The sequence below is a fragment of the Streptococcus oralis genome, assembly GCF_023611505.1.
Lineage (GTDB): Bacteria > Bacillota > Bacilli > Lactobacillales > Streptococcaceae > Streptococcus > Streptococcus oralis_CT.
Genome location: NZ_CP097843.1, coordinates 254,296 through 276,388, shown reverse-complemented (window position 1 = coordinate 276,388; position 22,093 = coordinate 254,296). Strand labels below are relative to the sequence as shown.

Below are 22,093 nucleotides of genomic sequence, written 5' to 3'. Positions count from 1 at the left end.
TTATTAGCTAAAAATAATATATAGAAGCCACACAATTCCTAGTACCAATACAATCCAAAACACAAAATGAATACGATGCTTGTTTGAATCGGATCCAGTCATATCAAGCGCTTTCTTATCTTCTTGGGGGTTCATTTTCTTCAATTCATCCTGATAGGCAACCGAATCTAGAATATTGTCTTCTGGCAATAATTCTGAAGCATAATAATCAGGAAAACCCATAGCAAGGCCAATTAGGTTCTTATCTGTTAGAGAAAAATCCAAATCTTCTGGTTGATTTTCCTGAATAGCTCGGATATTTTTTAACAGTTTATCAGAAACTACAGACACTTGGTCCATAAAAACTACATCCAAAACATCAAATCCAAGCACATCACCGTCTTTGACATTTGCAAGAATATAACGAACAAAGGCATCATATAGTTGCAAGGCTTGCGGGGCATTTTCTTCTAAAAAGGACCGATTTTGGAGGGCATTTTGCTGGAATTTTTCAATAGAAAGTAAGATATCTACATTCTGCTCTTGGTAAAACTTTTCTGCTTCCTCTTCATCTTCTTCGAGTTTTTCTGCTGTTTCCCAGAGAGCAATAGGAGCTTTTAAATCTTCTTCATCCCAAAACAATTGCCAAAAACAAGGTATTGTGTAAATTCCCTCTGTTAGAATACGAGCTTCATCTCCGTTTTTTAAGTAAATATGGCTTCTATTGGCCATGTTGTTTCCTTTCAATTTTTTAAAAGTAAGATATGGAATTCTACTCATCCCTCTTCCGTAGATAAATCTATATAGACTTTCAACATATCTTCAGAAATTTCAAGTTCTATCTTATGAGGTAGGACACCAGTTCCCATACAGCCAGCATCTCAATCTATTCACTTCTATTGTAACACATTCCGCCTACATTTTGGGACGGTTTCTCAATCCTCATAACTGGTCATAGCATCTTCAACTTCAGCTAGACTAATGCCAAACAACTCTAAGCGCTTAAGGAGTTGCTTGCCGTTAGAATAGCCGATTCGGAGCTGATCGCCTAGATACTCTCGGCGTCTACGGCTGTCTGCTCCCGCTAGGAAACCTAGGCGAATCAAGTCACCACGACTGATGTTAAACTCGTTCTCGCTTTCAAATTGCTCTGTCACCTGAGTCAGCGCTGTTTTTAGATCTTCATAGCTGGCGTGTTCAATTCCCAGAGAACGTCCCTTGGACTTGGATTTGGGAACAGCCTCATCTCGCTTGAGAAAGGCATGTTGTACCGTTGGAATGGCCGTCATAATCATGCGACGAATGCGCTCCCCATTAAAATCTGGATCTGTAAAGACAATGACTCCATGCAGTTCATGCAGGCGACGAATCCGCTCTATATCCTGGTCATTTATTGCGGAACCTCGTGTTTCATAGGTCTCTACATCAAAGTAACGTTTGAGATTGGCCGTATCATCGCGACCTTCGACCACAATGACTTGGGAAATTTTTTCTTTCATCACTTGCTGTCCAATCCAAAGATACGCTCCGCATTTGCAGTTGTTACTGCGGCTAACTCCTCAGTCGTCATCCCACGCAAATCCGCGATAAAGTCCACCACATAGCGGGTGTAGGCTGTCTTGTTTTCACGGCCACGTTTAGGAACAGGAGGCAGGTAGGGCGCATCCGTCTCTACCAAAATCTTGTCCAAAGGAAGTTCTCTAGCAGCTTCTTGGATATCCGTTGCTTTCTTAAAAGTCACCACTCCTGAGAAAGAAATGGTCATACCAAGCTCGATAAACTTCTCAGCCCACTTGAGAGAGCCCGAAAATGAATGCATAATCCCACCACGAGGACCAACGCCCTCGCTCTTGATAATCTCATAAGTATCTTCTAGCGCATCACGAGTGTGGACCACAAAAGGCAAATCCAAGTCCTTAGACAACTGAATCTGACGACGAAAAACCTGCTCCTGCACTTCCTTAGGTGCTGTCATCCAATGGTAGTCCAGACCAATCTCACCTAAAGCGACAACCTTGGGATGCTTTAGCTTTTTAAGCAAGTAAGCTTCGACCTCGTCTGTGTAAGTCCCTGCTTCCGTTGGATGCCAGCCAATAGTTGCGTAGAGTTGCTTATACTCATCTACCAACTCTAGGGCACGTTCAATGGTCGGTTTATCAAAACCAACAATATTCATCTGTGTCACACCCATCTCAGCAGCCAAGGCGATTTCTTCTGCCTCATGTCCTGCAAATTCTTCTACATTTAAATGTGTGTGCGTATCAAAAATCATCTCTTCTAACCTCGTTTTCTTCCCTCTATTATACCAAAAATAGCATCCCTCGGCTTGTAAAAATATTCTAATACCAATCGTTCTCCCTTGACTACCTTTTTTCAAAGCAGTATAATAACACTTATTGAAATTTTCAGTAAAGGAAAAGAAAATGTTTAGAAAATTAAAATATACCTTTATCGGTCGGCCACTCAAGTCTCTCACAGACAGCGAAGGGGGCTTATTAGGAAAAATGCAGGCACTTGCAATGTTATCCAGTGATGCCCTGTCTTCTATTGCCTATGGACCTGAACAAGTCATTCTCGTTTTAGTCAGCCTCTCTCCTCTCGCTATTTGGTGGAGCCTCCCTATCGGTATCTTTGTCCTTTTACTCCTCGCTAGTTTGACCATTTCCTATCGTCAAATCATACACGCTTATCCTCAAGGCGGAGGAGCTTATATGGTCACTCGGGAAAATCTCTCCCCCGAACTGGGCTTGATTGCAGGAGGCAGTCTCCTTGTTGACTATATGCTGACAGTAGCCGTATCCGTTGCGTCTGGAGCTGATGCTATTACAGCAGCCATCCCTGCCCTCCATCCCTACAATCTTCATATCTCTATTTTCCTAGTCTGCCTGCTCATGCTCTTGAATTTAAGAGGCTTGAAAGAATCTGCCAGCTCTCTGATGATTCCCGTCTACCTCTTTATCTTCAGTACCGTCTTTCTCTTGCTTTATGGGTTCTTTCAACTATCTACAGGCTCCCTAAACTATCAAGCGACTTCAACCATTGGGCAAACTGTTCCAAGCCTTTCCATCGTTCTCCTATTGAGAGCCTTTACTAGCGGTTCTGCCTCTCTAACTGGGGTTGAGGCTATTTCAAATGCAGTCCCATTTTTCAAAACTCCAAAAGAAAAGAATGCTGCTCAAACCTTGACCATCATGTCACTGATTTTAGGATTTCTTTTTGCAGGCATCACCTTCCTAAACTACTGGATGGGCATCACGCCTCAACACGGAGAAACCATCCTTTCGCAAATGGCCAAGGGCATTCTTGGTGATTCATTTTTTGGTCATGCTAGCTACTATCTCTTCCAGTTCTCGACAGCCTTGATTCTAGCTGTAGCTGCAAATACTGGATTTTCAGCCTTCCCTATGCTGGCCTACAATATGGCAAAAAACAAGTACATGCCCCATCTCTTTATGGAAAAAGGGGATCGCCTTGGCTACTCCAATGGTATCTTAACTCTGGCTTTTGGGGCTATGATCCTTCTTCTCATTTTTAATGGGAATACTGAACGCTTGATTCCTCTTTATACTATCGGAGTCTTCGTTCCCTTTGCCCTTTCTCAGACTGGGATGATTCGCCATTGGAAAAAGGAAAAAGGAGCAAACTTCTTAAAATCTGCCTTCGCTAATATCCTTGGGGCCATCATTTGTTATGCCATTGTCCTCATTTTACTCCTCTTCAGACTGGGTGATATCTGGCCATTCTTCCCAATTATCCTAGTTTTAACCTTCCTCTTTTTGTCCATTCACAACCATTACCAAAAAGTGGCAAAACAACTACGACTCTACGAAGGAATTGAAAAACGCACTTATGACGGTAACCTTGTCCTTGTCCTAGTAGGAAATGTCACTCGAGTAAGTATCGGAGCCATCAACTACGCTCAAAGTATCGGTGACGAAGTGTTGGCCATGCACATTTCTACTAAAGAAACGGCAGAAAAAGACCAAGAAATTCTTCAGGAATTTGCCGATTACTTCCCAAATATCACTCTGAAGAATATCAACACTAGCTACCGCGACATCATCACCCCTAGCGTCAAGTATGTCAAACGAATCGCCCAAGAAGCTAAGCAAAAAAACTACACCGTTACAGTCCTTGTCCCACAGTTCATCCCTAACAAGCCTTGGCAAAATATCCTGCACAATCAAATGAGCCTCAAACTAAAATACGCTCTCAGATGGCATGAAGACGTCGTTGTCGCTAGCTACTCTTATCACTTAAAAGAATAAACAAAAGCTCAAAATCATTTGTTTTTGATTTTGAGCTTTTTTATCTGAACTTCTCAAATTTTCTCATAGATCAGAGACTTATTCCATGATACAAAACTCATACGGAAATGTATGAATCCTTCACTATCTATACTTGTTGAGCAAAACAAAAGCCAGTAGACTCGAGTTCCTACTGGCTTCTTTGCTGAATTTGTTTGGATTATGCAGCCAAAACTTTGCGTCCTTTACGACGACGAGCTGCCAATACGCGACGACCGTTTTTAGTTGACATACGGTTACGGAATCCGTGTTTGCGCGCACGACGAATTTTACTTGGTTGATAAGTACGTTTCACGATGAATACCTCCTCATAGATTTTGTATTCGTTTAGCCGGCTATAAAGTGATCAGTTACTAAACATACTTTACTATTCTATCTGATTCTGATACTTTTGTCAATAGCTCTAGGCAAATGTTTCCAGCTTTTTCTAATGTAAGCCCTATCTACGATACTGTTTCAAGAAACGAGTCATCTTTTCTTGGATTTGTGCTAACTCATCTACACGAGGGAGGTAAACGATACGGAAATGGTCTGGTTCTTGCCAGTTAAAACCGCGACCATGAACCAAGAGAACCTTTTCCTGCTTCAAGAAATCAAGAACGAACTGTTCATCATCATCGATGCGATACATATTGCGGTCAATTTTAGGGAAAATATAAAGTCCGGCTTTGGGTTTAACAGCAGATAAACCAGGAATATCTTGAATGGCATTGTAAATGAAGTTTCTTTGCTCGTAGATCCGTCCACCAGGAAGGAGCAATTCGTCCACTGACTGGTGCCCACCTAGCGAGGTTTGTACGACTTGCTGGGCCAAAACGTTAGAGCAAAGGCGCATGTTGGACAGCATATTGAGACCTTCAATATAGCCCTTGACATGTGTCTTAGGTCCAGATAAGACCATCCATCCTATACGGAAACCAGCGATACGGTGAGATTTTGAAAGACCATTCATGCTGACACAGAAGACATCTGGAGCCAGACTAGCTACTGAGACATGCTCATGACCATCCATGACCATACGGTCGTAAATTTCATCCGCAAAGATGATCAAGTCGTTTTGACGGGCAATCTCAATAATATCCAACAAGAGTTCCTTGGGATAAAGAGCTCCTGTCGGATTATTTGGATTGATGAGAATAATAGCCTTGGTATTTGAAGTGATTTTTGACTTGATATCGTCAATATCAGGGTACCATTCTGCAGCTTCATCACAGATATAGTGAACGGCATTTCCTCCAGCTAGGCTGACAGCTGCTGTCCAGAGAGGATAGTCTGGCATCGGTACCAAGACCTCATCACCATTGTCCAAAAGCCCCTGCATGGACATGACAATCAACTCACTGACACCATTTCCAAGGTAGATATCATCAATATCCACATTTGGAAATTTCTTCAGTTGGCAATACTGCATGATAGCCTTACGCGCCGAAAAAATACCCTTAGAGTCAGAGTAACCTTCGCTATCACGCGCATTCATAATCAAATCATGAATGACCTCATCTGGCGCTGTAAAGCCAAATTCTGCTGGATTTCCTGTATTCAGGCGTAAAATCTTTTCTCCGTTTGCTCGCATACGCATGGCTTCTTCCAAAACAGGACCACGGATATCATAAGCAACATGCTCTAGCTTGCTAGACTTGTTAAATTCTTTCATCTTTTTTCCTCAATTCATCGAGATAGTAACATTATACCACTAGAAAGTCGCTGCGACAAGCTTCCATAAACAAGGAAACAAAAGAAAAAACATTGACAAAGAGAATCCTCACTAATTCTCTTTTCTTTTATTTCTATATACGCACTAAGTCTATGACCAACAATATGGTTTAAAATATGATTTTTACTTTACTTCTTTAGTGAAAAGGGTTACAATAAAAGCAAGAAAATTTCAGGAGGTTTCATTATGGCACAACGTTACCAAAATGTTATGGTCGCAATTGATGGTTCTAAAGAAGCGGACTTGGCTTTCGTCAAAGGTGTTTACACTGCTCTACGCAATGAATCCAGGCTCACCATTGTCCATGTTATTGACACACGCGCTCTTCAAAGCGTATCTACCTTTGATGCTGAAGTTTACGAAGAACTCCAAGCCGATGCTGAAAGTATGATGAAAGAGTACGAAAAGCGTGCAAAAGATGCTGGTTTAACTGATATCCACATCGTCATCGAAATGGGAAATCCCAAAACTCTCCTCGCTCGGACGATTCCGGACGCAGAAAATGTTGACTTGATTTTAGTTGGTGCTACAGGTCTCAATGCCTTTGAACGCCTCTTAGTCGGTTCTTCATCTGAATATATTCTCCGCCATGCAAAAGTCGATTTGCTGGTCGTGAGAGAAAGTGAAAAAACATTGTAAATAGTAAGAAAAGGAGCCTAGAGCTCCTTTTTATTACTTATTATTTCTGTTTCTTTCTTTATGTCGCTCATAAGCCTTAAGCTGACGTTGTAGCTCCTGTTTAATGGCAGGTTCTGGAGCATATTTTTCTTCCCAGTCATCTGGTTTTAAAATCTTGTGTGTAACTGGGTCAAAATGAGCTTTTCCATCAGGGAAGACCTTCCCCATATTCGCTTCATGGACAATATCAAAAATACGTTCTGGATCTACTCCCATCAAAACAAAACTACCGTATGTGAAATACAGTGTGTCGATCAAAGCATCCACTTGACCGACCAAGTTTTGGTTAGCAGGTGTCTTTTTCGCCACTTTCTCTGCTGCCTTATCAAGTGCTTCATGCATGCTTGCAAGGGACTCTTGGAATTCTTCCTCCGAAGAACTTGCCGCGCGAACAAACTCTACTAATTCTTCAATTTTAAAGTCTGCGCGGTGGGTTGCACCTTCAACATCCCATGCTTGTGGTTCTTCTTGAGTTCGTTCATCCATCATGTGGTGGAAGGTCTTGACTTTATTAAAGTGGTAGTCCCGACTGACAAACACTTTTTCTGAAGCCAAAACACCAAAGTGCTCAAGCGCCTTGTGGATGCCATCTTGTTGATTACTTGCCGTAATGTGTTTAGCAACCTCTTTGGCACTGCTACTGCCATTTCCCATAGCGACTGACATACCGACACCTGCTAACATCTCCAGGTCGTTGTCGGAATCACCAAAGGCCATGACTTGGTTGAGAGCAAAGCCATATTCTTTCCCGACCCGACAAATGCCTTCTAGTTTGGAATTTCCTTGGTTAATGATATCTGCGGCAAAAGGATTGCTTCGAGTCAATTTCAAGTCTTGAAAATCAGCTGCTGCCTTCTCAGATTCTTCTGGCGTCATCAGCATCAAAACTTGATAAATGGGTTGGTTAATCAAGTTAAGTAGGTCGTCTTCTTTTTGAGGAACTGCCTTGCTGACCATTCGATTAAAAGAGCGGCTAACGGTTCTTGTCAGCACTGTCGGGATAAAACGACTAACCAGTTGGGAAAAGGATCCGAGACCAAATGACATAATTTTCGAACCAACAACGGCATGCTCGGTTCCAAGAGCGATTTCTTTACGCTCCTTTTTAGCATAAGCAATCAGTTGACGCAGGCTTGATTTAGCAATCGGACTTGCAAAGAGTACCTTTTCTTTATTAAAAATGTATTGGCCATTGTAGGTCACTGCAAAGTCTAGGTCCAAGTCTTCCATCAATTCCTTGACAAAAAACGGCCCTCGTCCTGTCGCTACTCCAACAAGTACCCCTTGCTCTTTAACAATCTTAATCGCGTCCTTAGTGGATTTCAAAACACTCTTGCGATCGTTGACTAGCGTTCCATCGATATCAAAAAAAACAGCCTTGACTTCCATCCTATCCCATTCTCCCCTTTTGTGTTACAATGATTATACCACATTTCAGAAAGAGTGACTAAATCATGCCTAAGAAAATCCTTGTTTTGCATACAGGTGGGACCATTTCCATGCAAGCAGACGCCACTGGTGCCGTTGTAACTAGTCAGGACAATCCCATGAACCATGTTTCCAATCCGCTTGAAGGGATTGAGGTTCATGCCCTAGACTTTTTTAATCTGCCAAGTCCCCATATCAAACCCAAGCATATGCTTGCACTCTATCATAAAATCAAAGAGGAAGCTAATAACTACGATGGAGTTGTCATCACACATGGTACAGATACCTTAGAAGAAACAGCTTACTTCCTTGATACCATGAAAATCCCACACAAGCCCATCGTTCTAACAGGAGCTATGCGTAGTTCCAACGAACTTGGTAGTGACGGTGTATACAACTATCTGAGCGCTTTACGAGTTGCCAGCGATGATAAAGCAGCCGACAAGGGCGTTTTGGTCGTCATGAACGATGAAATTCATGCAGCCAAGTATGTTACCAAAACTCATACAACCAACGTCAGCACCTTTCAAACCCCAACACATGGACCACTTGGCCTCATCATGAAGCAAGAAATCCTCTACTTCAAAACAGCTGAGCCTCGTGTCCGTTTTGATCTCGAACATATTCAAGGTCTGGTTCCCATCATCTCAGCCTATGCAGGTATGACAGACGAGCTGATCGATATGTTAGACTTGGAACAGCTGGATGGCTTAGTCATTCAAGCTTTTGGAGCAGGTAATGTTCCCAAAGAAACAGCTCAAAAGTTGGAAAATCTCCTGCAAAAAGGAATCCCCGTCGCCTTGGTCTCACGTTGTTTTAATGGTATTGCTGAACCTGTCTATGCCTACCAAGGCGGAGGGGTGCAGTTGCAACGAGCTGGTATTTTCTTTGTCAAAGAACTCAACGCTCAAAAAGCTCGCCTCAAATTATTAATTGCCCTTAACGCTGGACTAAAAGGACAAGCCTTAAAAGACTATATGGAAGGCTAATCCTCTTCTCTAGAACGCAAAATCAGGAAATCTTCGCGATTCCCTGATTTTTTCTATTTACGTTTTCGTGTTGAACGACGTTCTGTCAAACCATGAGGTAGGAGAACTTCACGTTCTTCCAACTCTTCCTTATGCATAATCTTAGTCAACATACGCATACTGATAGCACCTAAGTCATAAAGAGGTTGGGCAATAGTCGTCAAGTTTGGACGAGTGAATCGTGCAATTTGAGAGTCATCTGTCGTGATGATTTCAAACTCTTCTGGCACAGATACACCATGGTCAGCCAAACCATTCAACACACCCGCTGCCAATTCATCACCTGTTACAACTGCGGCTGTAGCTTGTGATGAAATCAAGCGTTCTGCCAAGACATAGCCATCGTCATAGCTGTATTTTGATTCAAAGACCAAACCCTCGCTATAAGAATGTCCAGCTTTTTTCAAGGCTTCCTTGTAACCGATCAAACGAACCTTGCCATTGATATCATCGACGAGTGGTCCACTCACAAAAGCAATTTTCTCATTTTCTTTGAGAAGATAGCTCACAGCATCAATCGTTGCTTGTTTGTAGTCGATATTCACACTTGGAAGTTGGTGTTCGACATCCACAGTACCAGCAAGAACAACCGGTGTCCGTGAACGAGAAAACTCTGAACGAATCTTTTCAGTCAAGTGATAGCCCATAAAGATAATCCCATCGACTTGTTTTGAAAAGAGAGTGTTAACCACTGAAACTTCCTTTTCATCATCCTCATCACTATTTGCTAGGACAATGTTATACTTGTACATTTCAGCAATGTCGTCAATTCCCTTAGCAAGCGTTGAGAAATAACCATTGGTAATGTTCGGAATCACAACTCCGACTGTCGTTGTTTTCTTGCTAGCTAAACCACGGGCTACCGCATTTGGACGATAGTCCAAGCGATCAATCACTTCTAGGACTTTTTTTCGAGTGTTCTCTTTAACATTCTTGTTGCCATTAACGACACGGCTAACCGTTGCCATTGAAACTCCTGCTTCACGGGCGACGTCATAAATCGTTACTGTATCATCTGTGTTCATTCCGTTTCCTTTCTATAATGAAAATTTCGCTTTCACGCATCTACTTACTCCATTTTATCACTTATTGTAAACACTTTCAAGTATTTTTAGGAGAAACTTTGAAAAAATTTCACAGTTTATTCCCATTTTGAAAAAGCAAGTAGGATTTCTTGATTTTTAAGACATTTTGCTGTATGATAAGGAAAATAAAGAGGGAGGAAAACATGGCTTTTACAAATACACAGAGACGTTCCGCTAGCTTTGGTGTCGTGACCAGCTTGCCTGATGATGTCATTGACTCTTTATGGTATATTATCGATCATTTCCTGAAAAATGTCTTTGAATTAGAAGAAGAACTTGAGTTTCAACTGCTCAACAATAAGGGGACCATCACCTTCCATTTTTCTAGCCAGCACCTTCCGACTAGCATTGATTTTGATTTCAATCATCCTTTCGATCCGCTTTACCCTCCTAGGGTCCTTGTTTTAGACCTAGACGGCAGAGAAACCATCCTCCTTCCAGAAGAAAATGACCTATTTTAAAAACTCTAGCTTCTCGGCGTAAACTGCTGAGGAACTAGAGTTTTCTTTTTCTAATAAATGGATCGACTGACAACTAGACCGTTTGGTTTTGTATACTCTAAGTCAAGATAATCCTGATAAGTCCCTGGCACAATGAAACCTTGGGGACTCAATATATCAGTCCCAGCTTTTCCTACGATAGAGTCTGCCAGCAAGACACAATTGGTACTGAGAACGAAGTAGGTCTTAAACTCGGATGAGCTGAATTTATAGAGGGTCGCATCTGCTTCCTCTTTTAGTTGGTAGGAGTAGGTATGCTTGACCTCTCCCTCTCTTCTTTTCATCAACTGCGAACTTGGTTCCCAAGGAATTAACAGGTCTTCTATCTCCGCTAGGCGATCTTGGATAGCTGTTTTCTGTTGGTCCGTCAAACTCAGACCATAAGCAAACAAGGTCTTCTGACTTTCCCTCTTACAGAGCTCGATATATTTTTCCCGATTGGCCTTAAACAAAACACCGTCTCCAACCATGCCGAATAAACGCTCTGAGTGAGGATCATAAGAGCCATAGGAAATAACCGTCCCTTGATAACAAATATCCACATGTCCCATAGCAAGAAAGAAAGAGGTTTCTGAGGTATGAATAAAAATTTCTAGATCAACTACCTGATCGTTTTTTCTTTCTGAATGAACTTCCCCTTCTTGACTTTCATGATTTGACAGCCACTCATTCAATTTGCGCAAGGTGCTGATAGGGATCAGAGCTGTCACAAAGATAGGCAGAGTCATTCGCATTCGTCGTTTCAGCTTGGGATTGTTTTCTATCTTTTCAAAAAAGAAACCGTCCCGGAGGCTACTGGCTCCTAGCATGAGCAAGTAAAACCCAAGCAAGAGCAATTCAAAATTCGCTGCATCGTGAAAAGGAGAGATGCTATAAAGCCCGAATCCTATCATCCATACAGCATCAAAGAGATGATGGAGCCGAGGATGAATGGCATTTTTTCGATAGAGAGACCAGGTCACAAGACTAATGATGCCCGTAAACAGCTGGTAGCTCGCAATGATAAAAACCAGGAGATAGAGGGCAAGGTCTTGCAAGATGATAGAGTCAAACACCAGAGCCGCAACCGCCAGCTTGCCCAAGGTTACAAAGATATTTTCCCGACGTTTTTTATCTTGAAACCAGCGAGTCAACAAGTGCCAAACTGCTGACAAGGAAAAGTAGCCCAGCAGCAACTGGTACCCCATTCGCGGAATGACTTGTCCAAAACGAATCAATAGAAGCCCTAAAACAATAGCAAGTAGTCCCTCCCCAATACTCTTCCACTTACTATAGGTCTCGGAAAGCTTAGGCATTTCCTTGCTCCAACTGGTCAACCAAGTATCGAATTGGTTGCTTTAGGATCGGATGGATAAAATGGGGAGCTATTTCCACTAACGGCTCAAGAACAAAGAGGCGTTCTGCTATATAAGGATGAGGCAAGATGAGTTCGTCTGTGTAAATGATCTGGTCCTCCACAAAGAGTAGGTCCAAATCAATCAAACGAGGCCCCCAATGCACTTCTCTCACCCGTCCCATTTCTGACTCAATGGCTAATAATGTTTCTAACAAGACTGGTGCTGGTAGCCAGGTTTCTACTTCAATCACCTGATTGGCAAAGCTATCTTGTTCCACACCACCCCAAGGCTCCGTCGTCAGGATACTGGACTCTTTGAGAATATGGATACCTCGAGTCCGCAGTTTATCAATAGCTTGTTCCAAGTTCGCTTTCTTGTCTCCCATATTACTTCCTAGAGCGATAAAGGCCCGCTGCTTACGACGGCGAATGGTCACCGAGCAAGTATCTAACGGTAAATGAACTGGAGCCCAAGGTTTTTTTAGTTCCAACTCAATCTCTTGGACAAGAGGATAGGTCTCAAAGGTACGTTCAACTAGTTTGTAGGCTACCGTTTCAATCAAGTCCTCAGTGCTTTCCTGAAACCAAGTCGTCCACTGCTGACACAGTTCTCCGTAATGGACTGAGGCTGTTAAATCGAATTCTGTAGCCGCCTTGGTCATATCATAGGATAAGCTTGCGGAAATAATAAACTTTTGCCCCAATTCTTTCTCACTAGGGAAAAGACCATGATAGGCAAAAATTTCCAAATCTTTAATCTGCAGTTGATCCATAACTAGTCCTTTCTAGAAAAATCCGCATGAAGCGGATTCTTTTATAGTCCCATTAGACGATAAGCCTGGTCTCGGAGGTCTTTATCCGTCTCAAATACGCCACGGGCTACAGTAGTCAAAGTCGCAGTACCTGGCTTTCTGACACCACGCATGCTCATACACATATGTTCCGCCTCAATGACAACAAAAGCTCCTTTAGCACCCAGATAGTCCATCAAGGCATCGGCCACTTCAATATTCAACCGTTCTTGAATCTGTGGTTTTTTAGAATAAACTTCAACCGTACGGGCTAGCTTGGACAAACCTGCCACTCGTCCATCTGGAATATAGGCAATGTGCGCTCTCCCGTAAAAGGGCAAGAAGTGGTGTTCACACATGGTGTGGAAAAAGATATCTTTTTCCACTACCATATTATCATCGATAATCTCAAAGGATTTTGACAGGTGTTCCTCAGCAGTTTGGCCAAGACCTGAAAAAATCTCTTGGTACATACGGGCTACACGAGCAGGTGTTTCCTGCAAGCCCTCGCGGTTAGCGTCCTCACCAACAGCCTCGATAATCATTTTTACAGCCGTTTCAATCTTTTGTGTATCCATTCTCGTTCTTCCTCTCCATCAGATAGGCTCTCACTTGGCTCAAGAAATACAAGGAACCCGTGACAATCCTAACTGTTTGTTTCTCTTCTTTTTTATCTGTCAATTTCTGCTCTAGAAAATCCTGCCAACTTTGGTAATTGAGATTTCTAGACTTTGCTGTCTCTTTCAGCACGTTTTCATCAGTCGCCCGACTATCGTCAAAATGGGTTACAGTCAATTGACTATCTGGCACCGTTTCTAGCAAATCCAGCATATCCTCCAAAGCCTTGGTTTTGATGCAGGTAAAGAGGATTTCCTTATGATAATCCGCAAACCGTTCTCGCAAGGTTGCCAACAAAGCCTTTATCGCATGAGGATTGTGGGCCCCATCCAAGAGCAGCAAGGGGTCACCAGACACGACCTCCAAACGCCCTGGCCATCTGGTTTCTTTCAAAGCTTGAGCAACCAAGTCATTACTTGCCAACTCCCGCCCATCTTCTTGACAAAAAGTATCAAGTAAAGCTATGGCCATCCCCGCATTCTCTATCTGGTGCAAACCAAGCAGGCCTGTTTGAAAGCAACCTTGTCTGACAGAACTGGTATAATCAAAGATTTCACCCGCTACTACGCTTTCTTGATGACGAACCTGGTAATCTTTCACATAGGCAAGTCTAGGCGCATTTTTAGCTTTTGCAATAGGGTCTATCACAGTCAAGGCTTCAGGAACAATATGACCTGTCACCAAGGGAATACCTTGTTTGATAATACCAGCCTTCTGCTCTGCTATGGCTTCCAAGGTATCACCAAGTAGGGCTACATGATCCAGTCCAATGGTCGTAATTCCTGTTAAAATTGGCTGACAAACATTGGTACTATCCAGAAGGCCACCCATACCGACTTCCATGATGGCTACATCTACTTGCTCTGAGGCAAAGTAATCATAAGCTAGAGCTGTGATAATCTCAAATTCGGTTGTCCCCTGCAAATTGGTAGCAGATTCCCCCTCAAGCAAAGACTGATAGTCTGCCATGAGGGCTTCTAGTCTCGCTTCGGGGATGGATTCCCCATTAATGCTAATCTGATCCGTATAATGAATGAGATAGGGCGAGCTGAACACCCCAACTCTCAGACCTAGCCCTTCCAGCATCTTTTTCAAAAAAGCAATGGTCGAACCCTTGCCATTGGTCCCTCCGATATGGATGACCTTGAGTTTGAGATGGGGATTGCCTCGCAGAGCTAGGAGTTCTACCATGCGTTCCAAGCCAAAATGCGGTTGGTCCGTCCGGTAGTGGGCAATCCATTGATTGTTTTGAATTTCGTTCATCTTATTTATATTGTTTTAAATCTAGATTTTCTGCATCATCTGCCAATCGAATAGCTGACGCAATTTCAACCGCCATCCTGTGACTGGCTACATCGTGCACGCGCACCACTTCCACACCCTGTCTCGCAGCGATACTGGTTACATGAGCCGAAGCTGTGTCCCGATTGCGGAAACCGACTTCCGTTTCAGGATTGACTTCAAAGCCATTTTCCTCCAGGATATTAATGACAAACCGCTTACGCGAAACTCCAAGAAAGATCGGATATCCTTGCTGGTGTAATTTATCAAGGTCCCGTAGAAGGAGTAGATTTTCCTTCTTGGTGAGACCAAAGCCAATCCCTGGATCCAGCAAAATGTTTTCTCTTGCAATTCCAGCTTCCTCCGCTCTCGCTAGAGCACGTTCAAAGAAAGCCTCCATCAAGTCTTCGATTGGCACTTTTTCAAAGTCAGCTAACTCTTCTTCTGTAAAAGCTTGCCCAAAACCAAAATGAGGAAATATGAGTGAACTAGGGTGCTGAGGTCGAGCCATAACTGGATTAAACATGATAACCACTTTTGCTCCAGCCTTAGCAACCACATCCGCCATTTTTTCATCACCCATAAGACCCGTGATGTCATTTACCAGATTGGCACCAGCAGCCAAAGCAGCCTCTGCCACCTGACTTTTCCATGTATCGATAGAAATGAGGACATCACTTTCCTCACGGATAGCTTTAATCACTGGAACAACACGCTGGATTTCCTCTTCTATCTCAACATAGCTACTGCCCGGCCGAGTCGATTCTCCACCGATATCGAGCATGCACGCTCCTTCTGCTATCAATTTACGGGCTTGCTGGAGCGCCTGCTCAAGAGCAAAAAACTGCCCACCATCCGAAAAGGAATCTGGGGTTACATTGATAATGCCGCAAATGGCTGTTTTTACGTGGTTGACTTTATTGGACATAACGGTCACTTCCTTAAGGTTCTTTACCATATTATCTCTCTATTTTACCATAAAAAGAAAAAGATGGACACGCTAGTATTCATCTTTTCCAAGTAGGTCAATGGTTTAGAATGATAGACCTAGATTTCTACTAATCAATACCAATAAGGCCAACAAACAAAATGCAATACCATTGAGAATCATATGAAGCAAAATGGACATCTCCAAGCGCTCAGTCTTATAGGCTGTCCAAGTCAAAACCGTTGACATTCCTCCATAAATAATCACAGAAGGTAAATTGGTTGGCATATGGAGTAAGGCAAAGACGATTGCACCAACAACAAAGCCAAGTTTTTCTTTTCCACGGAAGATCTTTTTTGGAATAATTCCACGACACAAAATTTCTTCACAAATCGGCGCAATCAAGACTAGTAGGAAGAAAGTTGAAATCAAGGAACTATTCTGAACCAAACCATTCAGTATTGATTGGTTATTGGTTGTTGCCTCATTTGTTAGTCGAAGCAGGAGTGAACCCAAGAGATTTGTCGCAAAAATCACCAGATAACTCAGTACCAAGCGAGCCAAGTCTTTTGCCTTAAAAAAGGATAGATTAAAAGTAGCAAGTTGTGTTTTTCGTGCACCAATAATGAATACAATCAAAACGACTATGGATAGAGCACCTACTAAGAGCCCTGACTGTAAAATCGGAAACTGTTTGTTTGCTAAAAACAAAGCAAGTCCTATGGGAAATTGAGATAGAACAAAAGCTACCAAAAGGATGATCACCCATTTCCCTCTGTTTAAAACCTCTTGCCAAATCGTCTTATCTTTCATGATGTACCTCCTTATATTTAAAAAGGGGAGACTCCCCTTTTTCTATTATATCATTTATAGCGCCATACTGATATAGTTAAGGATAAACAAGGCATCCAAAATCCAAATCATCGCGTGCACGTCCTTTGCTTGACCTTTGACAACTTTTGTTAACGTATAAGTCAAGAAACCAACTGCAATCCCTTGTGTGATAGAGTAGCTGAATCCCATGAAGATAGATGTAAAGAAGGCAGGGACAGCTTCAGCCATATCATCCCAATGGATGTTTTTCAAACTACCAAGCATCATAATCCCAACGATAATCAAAATTGGAGCCGTCGCAGCTGATGGAACAATTGCCAAAAGTGGACTAAAGAAACTTGAAATTGCAAAACAAACCGCAACTACCAAGGCAGTCAACCCAGTACGTCCACCAGCACCGATACCCGCCGCAGACTCAACATAAGTCGTAACGTTTGAAGTACCTGCAATGGCACCTACTGAAGTTGCCACCAAGTCAGAGTAAAGAGCCTTGTCCAATTTAACTGACTCATGGTTTTCCCCACTTGTCGCAACGATACCAACTTTTTCACCAGTACCGATAAGAGTACCGATTGTATCAAAAATATCCGTTAGTGAGAAGGCAAGAATAGCCATCAAGGTTTCTGGTAAACGTGAAGTGTTTGAAATCAAAGATCCTAAACCTTCTGAACCAAGAGCAGCACCAAACAAAGTTCCTAAATCATTAACCGCTGATGAAAGATTATTGCTAGCAAAGTCGATCCCTGACAATTTGACAACACCAACAGCAATAGCAAGGACAGTCGTTGTTAAAATAGAAAGAATAATTCCACCCTTGATGCCTTTAACAACAAAGAAGATGGTAATAGCCAAACCTGCAAGAGCCACCAATACGGCTGGAGTATTGAAGTCTACCAAGCCTGGAACGGCCGCTGAGTTTGCAGTAAGTGCAGCTTGAGCCTTGTCTGCTCCTTCACCTGCTACCGTATAAGTACCTGGATCGATTGAGAATTTCAAGAGACCAGCATTCTTAATTCCAACATAAGCAAGGAAAACACCAATACCAGCCGAAATAGCTGAACGAAGTGTTGTTGGAATAGATTCGATGATCATTTTACGAACATTTGTTAAGGTGATAATCAGTGAAATAATTCCACAAATGAAGACCATACCAAGAGCTTCTTTCCAAGTATAGCCCATCCCAAATACAACTGTAAATGTGAAGAAGGCATTTAGTCCCATACCTGGTGCTTGTGCGTATGGCAAATTAGCATAGAAAGCCATCATCAAAGTACCGACTACAGAACCGATAATTGTTGCCAAGAACACACCTTGAACAGGCATACCCGTTTGGGAAAGCATTTGAGGGTTTACAAAGAGAATATAGCTCATTGCAAAGAATGTTGTTAAACCAGCAAGCACCTCTGTACGGACATCTGTCCCGTGCTCTTTTAGTTTAAATAGTTTGTCCATTTTTAATCTCCTTTTGTTTTTTACGAACAATATTAGTATTATATCATTTATAATTCACCTTTTCAATATATTTGTTTGATTTATTTAATAAATCAAAGCAACTGTAGTTTTTGTTCTTATCTGCTTTTCTTCCCTCTTTTTGATATAATAGTAGACATCTTATCTGGAAACGACTAGGAAGGTTTATATGACTAAAAAAATTATCGCAGTCGATTTGGACGGAACCCTGCTGAATAGTGAAAGCAAGCTCTCCGATTTCACCAAAGAGACGATCAAAAAAATTTCAGAAAAAGGACACCATGTCATCATCACGACAGGCCGTCCGTATCGTATGGCAAAAGACTTCTATCGTGAGCTAGAATTGCATACTCCCATGATTAACTTTAACGGTTCCCTTACACATCTACCAGGACAGGCTTGGGAGCATGAAAAGTGCTTGACCTTGGACAAAAAATATCTCCTAGACATGGTTAAGCGCACGGAGGACATCCAGGCTGATTTTATTGCAGGAGAATATCGAAAAAAATTCTATATCACGACTCCGAATGAGGAAATTGCAGACCCTAAACTATTTGGCGTAGAGAACTTCCGGCCAGAAAATCAATTCAAACCCGAACGAGTAACCAAAGATCCCAACTGCATTCTCTTGCAAACAAGGGCTGAAGACAAATACGCTTTAGCGAATGAAATGAATCGTTTTTATCAGCACCAACTAGCTATCAATACATGGGGCGGGCCCCTCAACATCCTCGAGTGTACTCCCAAGGGTGTAAACAAGGCCTTTGCTCTAGAGTACTTGCTCAATGTGATGAATCGTGATAAAAAAGACTTAATCGCCTTTGGTGATGAGCATAATGACACTGAAATGTTGGCATTTGCAGGCAAGGGATATGCTATGAAAAACGCCAATCCTGCTCTTCTTCCATATGCAGACGAACAACTTCCTCTGACCAACGAAGAAGATGGAGTTGCCCACGCTTTACAAAATTTGTTCCTATAAAAGGAAAGATTGCAGGGGCGCAATCTTTCCTTTTTGTTTTCATTCTGTTTTCACTAAAGCAGCTCATTTTCTGTATTTTTATATTAAATTTTCTATTACCATTTTCATTTATTTCTCAAAATCATTGATATATTAATATTTTTAAAAAGTCATTCTATGAAAACTTTTACATCTTTTTAGAAAAAGTAGTTGATTTTTATATGAAAACGGTTTATACTTAAAGTTAGGCTTAAAGTTTTCTTAAACATACAGTCAAACATTTTATAAGGAGGAATGACAATAATGAGTATCGGAATCATTATTGCGAGCCACGGCGAATTTGCTGCGGGTATTCATCAGTCAGGATCTATGATCTTTGGTGAACAAGAAAAGGTTCAAGTTGTAACCTTTATGCCAAATGAAGGTCCAGATGACCTTTACGCTAAATTCAACAACGCTGTGGCTGCATTTGACGCAGAAGATGAGGTTCTAGTATTGGCTGACCTTTGGAGTGGTTCTCCATTCAACCAAGCTAGCCGCGTGATGGGAGAAAATCCAGAACGTAAGTTTGCCATCATCACAGGACTGAACTTGCCGATGTTGATCCAAGCCTACACAGAGCGCCTTATGGACGCGAATGCAGGTGTGGATAAAGTCGCTGCGAATATCATTAAAGAAGCCAAAGATGGCATCAAGGCTCTTCCAGAAGAGCTTAACCCAGTTGAGGAAGTTGCAAGTGCTGCAGCTGCTCCAGTTGCACAAGCTGCTATTCCAGAAGGAACAGTTATCGGTGACGGTAAACTGAAAATCAACCTTGCTCGTCTAGACACTCGTCTCCTTCACGGTCAGGTTGCCACTGCTTGGACTCCAGATTCAAAAGCAGATCGTATCATCGTTGCTTCAGACAACGTTGCAAACGACGATTTGCGTAAAGAATTGATCAAACAAGCAGCTCCAAACGGAGTAAAAGCTAACGTTGTCCCAATCCAGAAATTGATCGACGTTGCAAAAGACCCACGTTTCGGCGAAACTCATGCCCTTATCTTGTTTGAAACACCTCAAGATGCACTTCGTGCTATCGAAGGTGGCGTGCCAATCAAGACCCTTAACGTTGGTTCTATGGCTCACTCAACAGGTAAAACAATGATTAACAACGTTTTGTCTATGGACAAAGAAGACGTTGCAACCTTTGAAAAAATGCGTGACCTCGGTGTTGAATTTGACGTACGTAAAGTACCAAACGACACGAAAAAAGATTTGTTTGACTTGATTAAGAAAGCAAACGTTCAATAATGTTAATCTGTTTCGATCATTTTTGAAAACAGGATTAAATACTTTATTAAAACTAAATAGAAAAGGAATAAAACCATGTCAGATATTTCAATCATTTCTGCTATCTTGGTTGTAGTTGTTGCCTTCCTTGCAGGTCTTGAAGGTATCCTCGACCAATTCCAATTCCATCAACCAATCGTCGCATGTACCCTTATCGGACTTGCAACTGGTAACCTCGAAGCAGGTGTTATGCTTGGTGGATCTCTTCAAATGATCGCCCTTGGTTGGGCAAACATCGGAGCTGCCGTAGCTCCTGACGCTGCTCTTGCATCTGTTGCTGCAGCAATCATCTTGATCAAAGGTGGAAACTTTACTACTGAAGGTATCGCTGTTGCAACTGCAACAGCTATCCCTATTGCCGTAGCTGGACTTTTCTTGACAATGATTGTTCGTACAATCTCAGTTGTCTTGGTTCACTCAGCTGATGCTGCTGCTAAAGACGCAAACTTTGCTGCCGTTGAACGCGCTCACTACTTTGCTCTTGTTCTTCAAGGTCTTCGTATCGCAATCCCTGCAGCCTTCCTTATTGCTATCCCTGCTTCTGCTGTTCAAGACGCTCTTGGTTTGATGCCAGACTGGTTGAACGGTGGTATGGCTGTTGGTGGTGCCATGGTCGTTGCCGTTGGTTACGCTTTGGTTATCAATATGATGGCGACTCGTGAAGTATGGCCATTCTTCGCTATCGGTTTTGCTCTTGCAGCAATCTCTCAATTGACTTTGATTGCCCTTGGTGTCATCGGTGTTGCCCTTGCCTTCATCTACCTCAACCTTTCTAAACAAGGTGGAAACGGTGGCGGAGGAGCTGCAACTTCTAACGATCCAATCGGTGATATCCTAGAAGACTACTAGAAAGGGGAACAATCATGGCTGAAAAAATTCAATTATCAAAATCAGATCGCCAAAAAGTTTGGTGGCGTTCACAATTCCTTCAAGGTTCTTGGAACTACGAACGTATGCAAAACTTGGGTTGGGCTTACTCTTTGATCCCAGCTATCAAGAAACTTTACACTAAAAAAGAAGACCAAGCTGCTGCTCTTGAGCGTCACCTTGAGTTCTTCAACACTCACCCATACGTAGCTGCTCCAATCATGGGGGTTACTCTTGCACTTGAAGAAGAACGCGCTAACGGTACTGACATCGATGACGCTGCTATCCAAGGTGTTAAAATCGGTATGATGGGACCTCTTGCTGGTATCGGTGACCCAGTCTTCTGGTTTACAGTTCGTCCGATCCTTGGTGCCCTTGGTGCTTCACTTGCTGCAACTGGTAACATCGTTGGACCACTTCTCTTCTTCTTTGGATGGAATGCAATCCGTATGTCTTTCCTTTGGTACACACAAGAGTTTGGTTACAAGGCTGGATCTGAAATCACTAAAGACATGTCAGGTGGTATCTTGAAAGACATCACTAAAGGAGCTTCTATCCTTGGTATGTTTATCCTTGCCGTTCTTGTACAACGTTGGGTATCCATCAACTTCACTATCAACCTTCCAGGTAAACAATTGTCAGAAGGTGCCTACATCAACTTCCCAGAAGGTGCTGTTACAGGTGGCGAATTGAAGGGTATTCTTGGTCAAGCGCTTAGTGGTATGAGCCTAGATAGCGTTCAACCACAAACACTTCAAGGTCAGTTGGACTCATTGATTCCAGGATTGATGGGACTTCTCCTTACTTTCCTTTGCATGTGGTTGCTTAAGAAAAAAGTATCTCCGATCACAATCATCCTTGCCCTCTTTGCAGTTGGTATCGCAGCTCGTTACTTCGGTATCATGTAAACCATCGAGAATATAAATAAAAAAGAATCAGGTAATAAACCTGATTCT

The 22,093-nt window shown here is 42.4% G+C and carries 22 protein-coding genes; 8 read left to right on the top strand and 14 right to left on the bottom strand.

Annotation, left to right across the window (positions count from 1 at the left end):
- Nucleotides 1–3 precede the first annotated feature (3 nt).
- From M9H69_RS01535 to M9H69_RS01525, 3 genes are all read right to left on the bottom strand, one after another.
- On the bottom strand, nucleotides 4–711 hold the full coding sequence (locus M9H69_RS01535; protein WP_250316154.1) for a dimethyladenosine transferase: 708 nt from the start codon (nucleotides 709–711) through the stop codon (nucleotides 4–6).
- A gap of 203 nt (nucleotides 712–914) precedes the next feature.
- Nucleotides 915–1,478, bottom strand: a complete 564-nt coding sequence (gene rnmV / locus M9H69_RS01530) for a ribonuclease M5 (RefSeq protein WP_250315725.1) — start codon at nucleotides 1,476–1,478, stop codon at nucleotides 915–917.
- On the bottom strand, nucleotides 1,478–2,251 hold the full coding sequence (locus M9H69_RS01525; protein ID WP_250315724.1) for a TatD family hydrolase: 774 nt from the start codon (nucleotides 2,249–2,251) through the stop codon (nucleotides 1,478–1,480). The genes rnmV and M9H69_RS01525 overlap by 1 nt, the downstream gene beginning before the upstream one ends.
- 151 nt (nucleotides 2,252–2,402) lie before the next feature.
- Between M9H69_RS01525 and M9H69_RS01520 the strand changes: the two genes are divergently transcribed.
- Nucleotides 2,403–4,247 (top strand): APC family permease, encoded by a 1,845-nt coding sequence (locus M9H69_RS01520; RefSeq protein WP_250315723.1) that lies wholly within the window; start codon nucleotides 2,403–2,405, stop codon nucleotides 4,245–4,247.
- A gap of 199 nt (nucleotides 4,248–4,446) precedes the next feature.
- Here M9H69_RS01520 and rpmH read toward each other — a convergent pair whose 3' ends face one another.
- Together rpmH and M9H69_RS01510 are read right to left on the bottom strand one after the other, a co-directional pair.
- A complete protein-coding gene (gene rpmH / locus M9H69_RS01515; RefSeq protein WP_000831902.1) occupies nucleotides 4,447–4,581 on the bottom strand; it encodes a 50S ribosomal protein L34 in 135 nt (44 codons plus the stop codon).
- A gap of 144 nt (nucleotides 4,582–4,725) precedes the next feature.
- The gene (locus M9H69_RS01510; protein WP_195217332.1) at nucleotides 4,726–5,940 is read right to left on the bottom strand and encodes a pyridoxal phosphate-dependent aminotransferase; all 1,215 of its coding nucleotides are present in this window, start codon (nucleotides 5,938–5,940) and stop codon (nucleotides 4,726–4,728) included.
- 246 nt (nucleotides 5,941–6,186) lie between these two features.
- On the opposite strand from M9H69_RS01510, the gene M9H69_RS01505 reads away from it, so the two are divergent.
- Nucleotides 6,187–6,639, top strand: coding sequence for a universal stress protein (locus M9H69_RS01505; RefSeq protein ID WP_000079165.1), 453 nt, complete (start codon nucleotides 6,187–6,189; stop codon nucleotides 6,637–6,639).
- 33 nt (nucleotides 6,640–6,672) lie between these two features.
- Here M9H69_RS01505 and M9H69_RS01500 read toward each other — a convergent pair whose 3' ends face one another.
- Nucleotides 6,673–8,067: a Cof-type HAD-IIB family hydrolase gene (locus M9H69_RS01500; RefSeq protein ID WP_250315722.1), complete on the bottom strand. Its 1,395-nt coding sequence runs from the start codon at nucleotides 8,065–8,067 to the stop codon at nucleotides 6,673–6,675.
- Nucleotides 8,068–8,132: 65 nt separating this feature from the next.
- On the opposite strand from M9H69_RS01500, the gene M9H69_RS01495 reads away from it, so the two are divergent.
- Nucleotides 8,133–9,095, top strand: coding sequence for an asparaginase (locus M9H69_RS01495; RefSeq protein ID WP_250315721.1), 963 nt, complete (start codon nucleotides 8,133–8,135; stop codon nucleotides 9,093–9,095).
- A gap of 53 nt (nucleotides 9,096–9,148) precedes the next feature.
- On the opposite strand, the gene ccpA is transcribed toward M9H69_RS01495, so the two are convergent.
- Entirely contained in the window at nucleotides 9,149–10,159 is a 1,011-nt protein-coding gene (ccpA, locus tag M9H69_RS01490; protein ID WP_007519606.1) for a catabolite control protein A, read from the bottom strand.
- A gap of 203 nt (nucleotides 10,160–10,362) precedes the next feature.
- On the opposite strand from ccpA, the gene M9H69_RS01485 reads away from it, so the two are divergent.
- Nucleotides 10,363–10,680: a DUF960 domain-containing protein gene (locus tag M9H69_RS01485; protein WP_000886045.1), complete on the top strand. Its 318-nt coding sequence runs from the start codon at nucleotides 10,363–10,365 to the stop codon at nucleotides 10,678–10,680.
- Between the two features lie 50 nt (nucleotides 10,681–10,730).
- On the opposite strand, the gene M9H69_RS01480 is transcribed toward M9H69_RS01485, so the two are convergent.
- The 7 genes from M9H69_RS01480 to M9H69_RS01450 all read right to left on the bottom strand — a co-directional run bounded on the left by M9H69_RS01480 (nucleotide 10,731) and on the right by M9H69_RS01450 (nucleotide 17,959).
- Nucleotides 10,731–12,014 carry a DUF308 domain-containing protein gene (locus M9H69_RS01480; protein WP_250315720.1) on the bottom strand — a complete coding sequence of 428 codons (1,284 nt, stop codon included), beginning with the start codon at nucleotides 12,012–12,014 and terminating at the stop codon, nucleotides 10,731–10,733.
- On the bottom strand, nucleotides 12,007–12,828 hold the full coding sequence (folK, locus tag M9H69_RS01475; RefSeq protein WP_250315719.1) for a 2-amino-4-hydroxy-6-hydroxymethyldihydropteridine diphosphokinase: 822 nt from the start codon (nucleotides 12,826–12,828) through the stop codon (nucleotides 12,007–12,009). Before folK ends, M9H69_RS01480 begins: the two co-directional genes overlap by 8 nt.
- A 41-nt stretch (nucleotides 12,829–12,869) precedes the next feature.
- The gene (gene folE, locus M9H69_RS01470; RefSeq protein ID WP_000380933.1) at nucleotides 12,870–13,424 is read right to left on the bottom strand and encodes a GTP cyclohydrolase I FolE; all 555 of its coding nucleotides are present in this window, start codon (nucleotides 13,422–13,424) and stop codon (nucleotides 12,870–12,872) included.
- The gene (locus M9H69_RS01465; RefSeq protein ID WP_250315718.1) at nucleotides 13,405–14,727 is read right to left on the bottom strand and encodes a bifunctional folylpolyglutamate synthase/dihydrofolate synthase; all 1,323 of its coding nucleotides are present in this window, start codon (nucleotides 14,725–14,727) and stop codon (nucleotides 13,405–13,407) included. Before M9H69_RS01465 ends, folE begins: the two co-directional genes overlap by 20 nt.
- 1 nt (nucleotide 14,728) lies before the next feature.
- Entirely contained in the window at nucleotides 14,729–15,703 is a 975-nt protein-coding gene (gene folP, locus M9H69_RS01460; protein WP_033585464.1) for a dihydropteroate synthase, read from the bottom strand.
- Nucleotides 15,704–15,778: 75 nt separating this feature from the next.
- Nucleotides 15,779–16,486 (bottom strand): CPBP family intramembrane glutamic endopeptidase, encoded by a 708-nt coding sequence (locus M9H69_RS01455; protein WP_033585462.1) that lies wholly within the window; start codon nucleotides 16,484–16,486, stop codon nucleotides 15,779–15,781.
- 54 nt (nucleotides 16,487–16,540) lie between these two features.
- Nucleotides 16,541–17,959: an NCS2 family permease gene (locus M9H69_RS01450; protein ID WP_250315717.1), complete on the bottom strand. Its 1,419-nt coding sequence runs from the start codon at nucleotides 17,957–17,959 to the stop codon at nucleotides 16,541–16,543.
- A 187-nt stretch (nucleotides 17,960–18,146) separates the two neighbouring features.
- Between M9H69_RS01450 and M9H69_RS01445 the strand changes: the two genes are divergently transcribed.
- The 4 genes from M9H69_RS01445 (at nucleotide 18,147) to M9H69_RS01430 (ending at nucleotide 22,045) form a co-directional block, all read left to right on the top strand.
- On the top strand, nucleotides 18,147–18,959 hold the full coding sequence (locus tag M9H69_RS01445) for a Cof-type HAD-IIB family hydrolase (RefSeq protein WP_250315716.1): 813 nt from the start codon (nucleotides 18,147–18,149) through the stop codon (nucleotides 18,957–18,959).
- Nucleotides 18,960–19,241: 282 nt separating this feature from the next.
- Nucleotides 19,242–20,231, top strand: a complete 990-nt coding sequence (locus M9H69_RS01440) for a PTS sugar transporter subunit IIB (protein ID WP_042768291.1) — start codon at nucleotides 19,242–19,244, stop codon at nucleotides 20,229–20,231.
- Between the two features lie 75 nt (nucleotides 20,232–20,306).
- The gene (locus tag M9H69_RS01435; protein ID WP_250315715.1) at nucleotides 20,307–21,119 is read left to right on the top strand and encodes a PTS mannose/fructose/sorbose transporter subunit IIC; all 813 of its coding nucleotides are present in this window, start codon (nucleotides 20,307–20,309) and stop codon (nucleotides 21,117–21,119) included.
- Between the two features lie 14 nt (nucleotides 21,120–21,133).
- Nucleotides 21,134–22,045, top strand: a complete 912-nt coding sequence (locus M9H69_RS01430; RefSeq protein ID WP_250315714.1) for a PTS system mannose/fructose/sorbose family transporter subunit IID — start codon at nucleotides 21,134–21,136, stop codon at nucleotides 22,043–22,045.
- Nucleotides 22,046–22,093: the final 48 nt, after the last annotated feature.

What these genes read in the sequence shown, in the direction of transcription:
- folE (WP_000380933.1), bottom strand. Translation starts at nt 13,424, where the DNA reads ATGGATACACAAAAGATTGAAACGGCTGTAAAAATGATTATCGAGGCT.
- folP (WP_033585464.1), bottom strand. Translation starts at nt 15,703, where the DNA reads ATGGTAAAGAACCTTAAGGAAGTGACCGTTATGTCCAATAAAGTCAAC.
- M9H69_RS01440 (WP_042768291.1), top strand. Translation starts at nt 19,242, where the DNA reads ATGAGTATCGGAATCATTATTGCGAGCCACGGCGAATTTGCTGCGGGT.
- rnmV (WP_250315725.1), bottom strand. Translation starts at nt 1,478, where the DNA reads ATGAAAGAAAAAATTTCCCAAGTCATTGTGGTCGAAGGTCGCGATGAT.
- M9H69_RS01485 (WP_000886045.1), top strand. Translation starts at nt 10,363, where the DNA reads ATGGCTTTTACAAATACACAGAGACGTTCCGCTAGCTTTGGTGTCGTG.
- M9H69_RS01450 (WP_250315717.1), bottom strand. Translation starts at nt 17,959, where the DNA reads ATGGACAAACTATTTAAACTAAAAGAGCACGGGACAGATGTCCGTACA.
- M9H69_RS01495 (WP_250315721.1), top strand. Translation starts at nt 8,133, where the DNA reads ATGCCTAAGAAAATCCTTGTTTTGCATACAGGTGGGACCATTTCCATG.
- M9H69_RS01525 (WP_250315724.1), bottom strand. Translation starts at nt 2,251, where the DNA reads ATGATTTTTGATACGCACACACATTTAAATGTAGAAGAATTTGCAGGA.
- M9H69_RS01510 (WP_195217332.1), bottom strand. Translation starts at nt 5,940, where the DNA reads ATGAAAGAATTTAACAAGTCTAGCAAGCTAGAGCATGTTGCTTATGAT.
- M9H69_RS01455 (WP_033585462.1), bottom strand. Translation starts at nt 16,486, where the DNA reads ATGAAAGATAAGACGATTTGGCAAGAGGTTTTAAACAGAGGGAAATGG.
- M9H69_RS01500 (WP_250315722.1), bottom strand. Translation starts at nt 8,067, where the DNA reads ATGGAAGTCAAGGCTGTTTTTTTTGATATCGATGGAACGCTAGTCAAC.
- M9H69_RS01465 (WP_250315718.1), bottom strand. Translation starts at nt 14,727, where the DNA reads ATGAACGAAATTCAAAACAATCAATGGATTGCCCACTACCGGACGGAC.
- M9H69_RS01430 (WP_250315714.1), top strand. Translation starts at nt 21,134, where the DNA reads ATGGCTGAAAAAATTCAATTATCAAAATCAGATCGCCAAAAAGTTTGG.
- M9H69_RS01445 (WP_250315716.1), top strand. Translation starts at nt 18,147, where the DNA reads ATGACTAAAAAAATTATCGCAGTCGATTTGGACGGAACCCTGCTGAAT.
- M9H69_RS01520 (WP_250315723.1), top strand. Translation starts at nt 2,403, where the DNA reads ATGTTTAGAAAATTAAAATATACCTTTATCGGTCGGCCACTCAAGTCT.
- folK (WP_250315719.1), bottom strand. Translation starts at nt 12,828, where the DNA reads ATGGATCAACTGCAGATTAAAGATTTGGAAATTTTTGCCTATCATGGT.
- M9H69_RS01505 (WP_000079165.1), top strand. Translation starts at nt 6,187, where the DNA reads ATGGCACAACGTTACCAAAATGTTATGGTCGCAATTGATGGTTCTAAA.
- M9H69_RS01535 (WP_250316154.1), bottom strand. Translation starts at nt 711, where the DNA reads ATGGCCAATAGAAGCCATATTTACTTAAAAAACGGAGATGAAGCTCGT.
- M9H69_RS01480 (WP_250315720.1), bottom strand. Translation starts at nt 12,014, where the DNA reads ATGCCTAAGCTTTCCGAGACCTATAGTAAGTGGAAGAGTATTGGGGAG.
- ccpA (WP_007519606.1), bottom strand. Translation starts at nt 10,159, where the DNA reads ATGAACACAGATGATACAGTAACGATTTATGACGTCGCCCGTGAAGCA.
- M9H69_RS01435 (WP_250315715.1), top strand. Translation starts at nt 20,307, where the DNA reads ATGTCAGATATTTCAATCATTTCTGCTATCTTGGTTGTAGTTGTTGCC.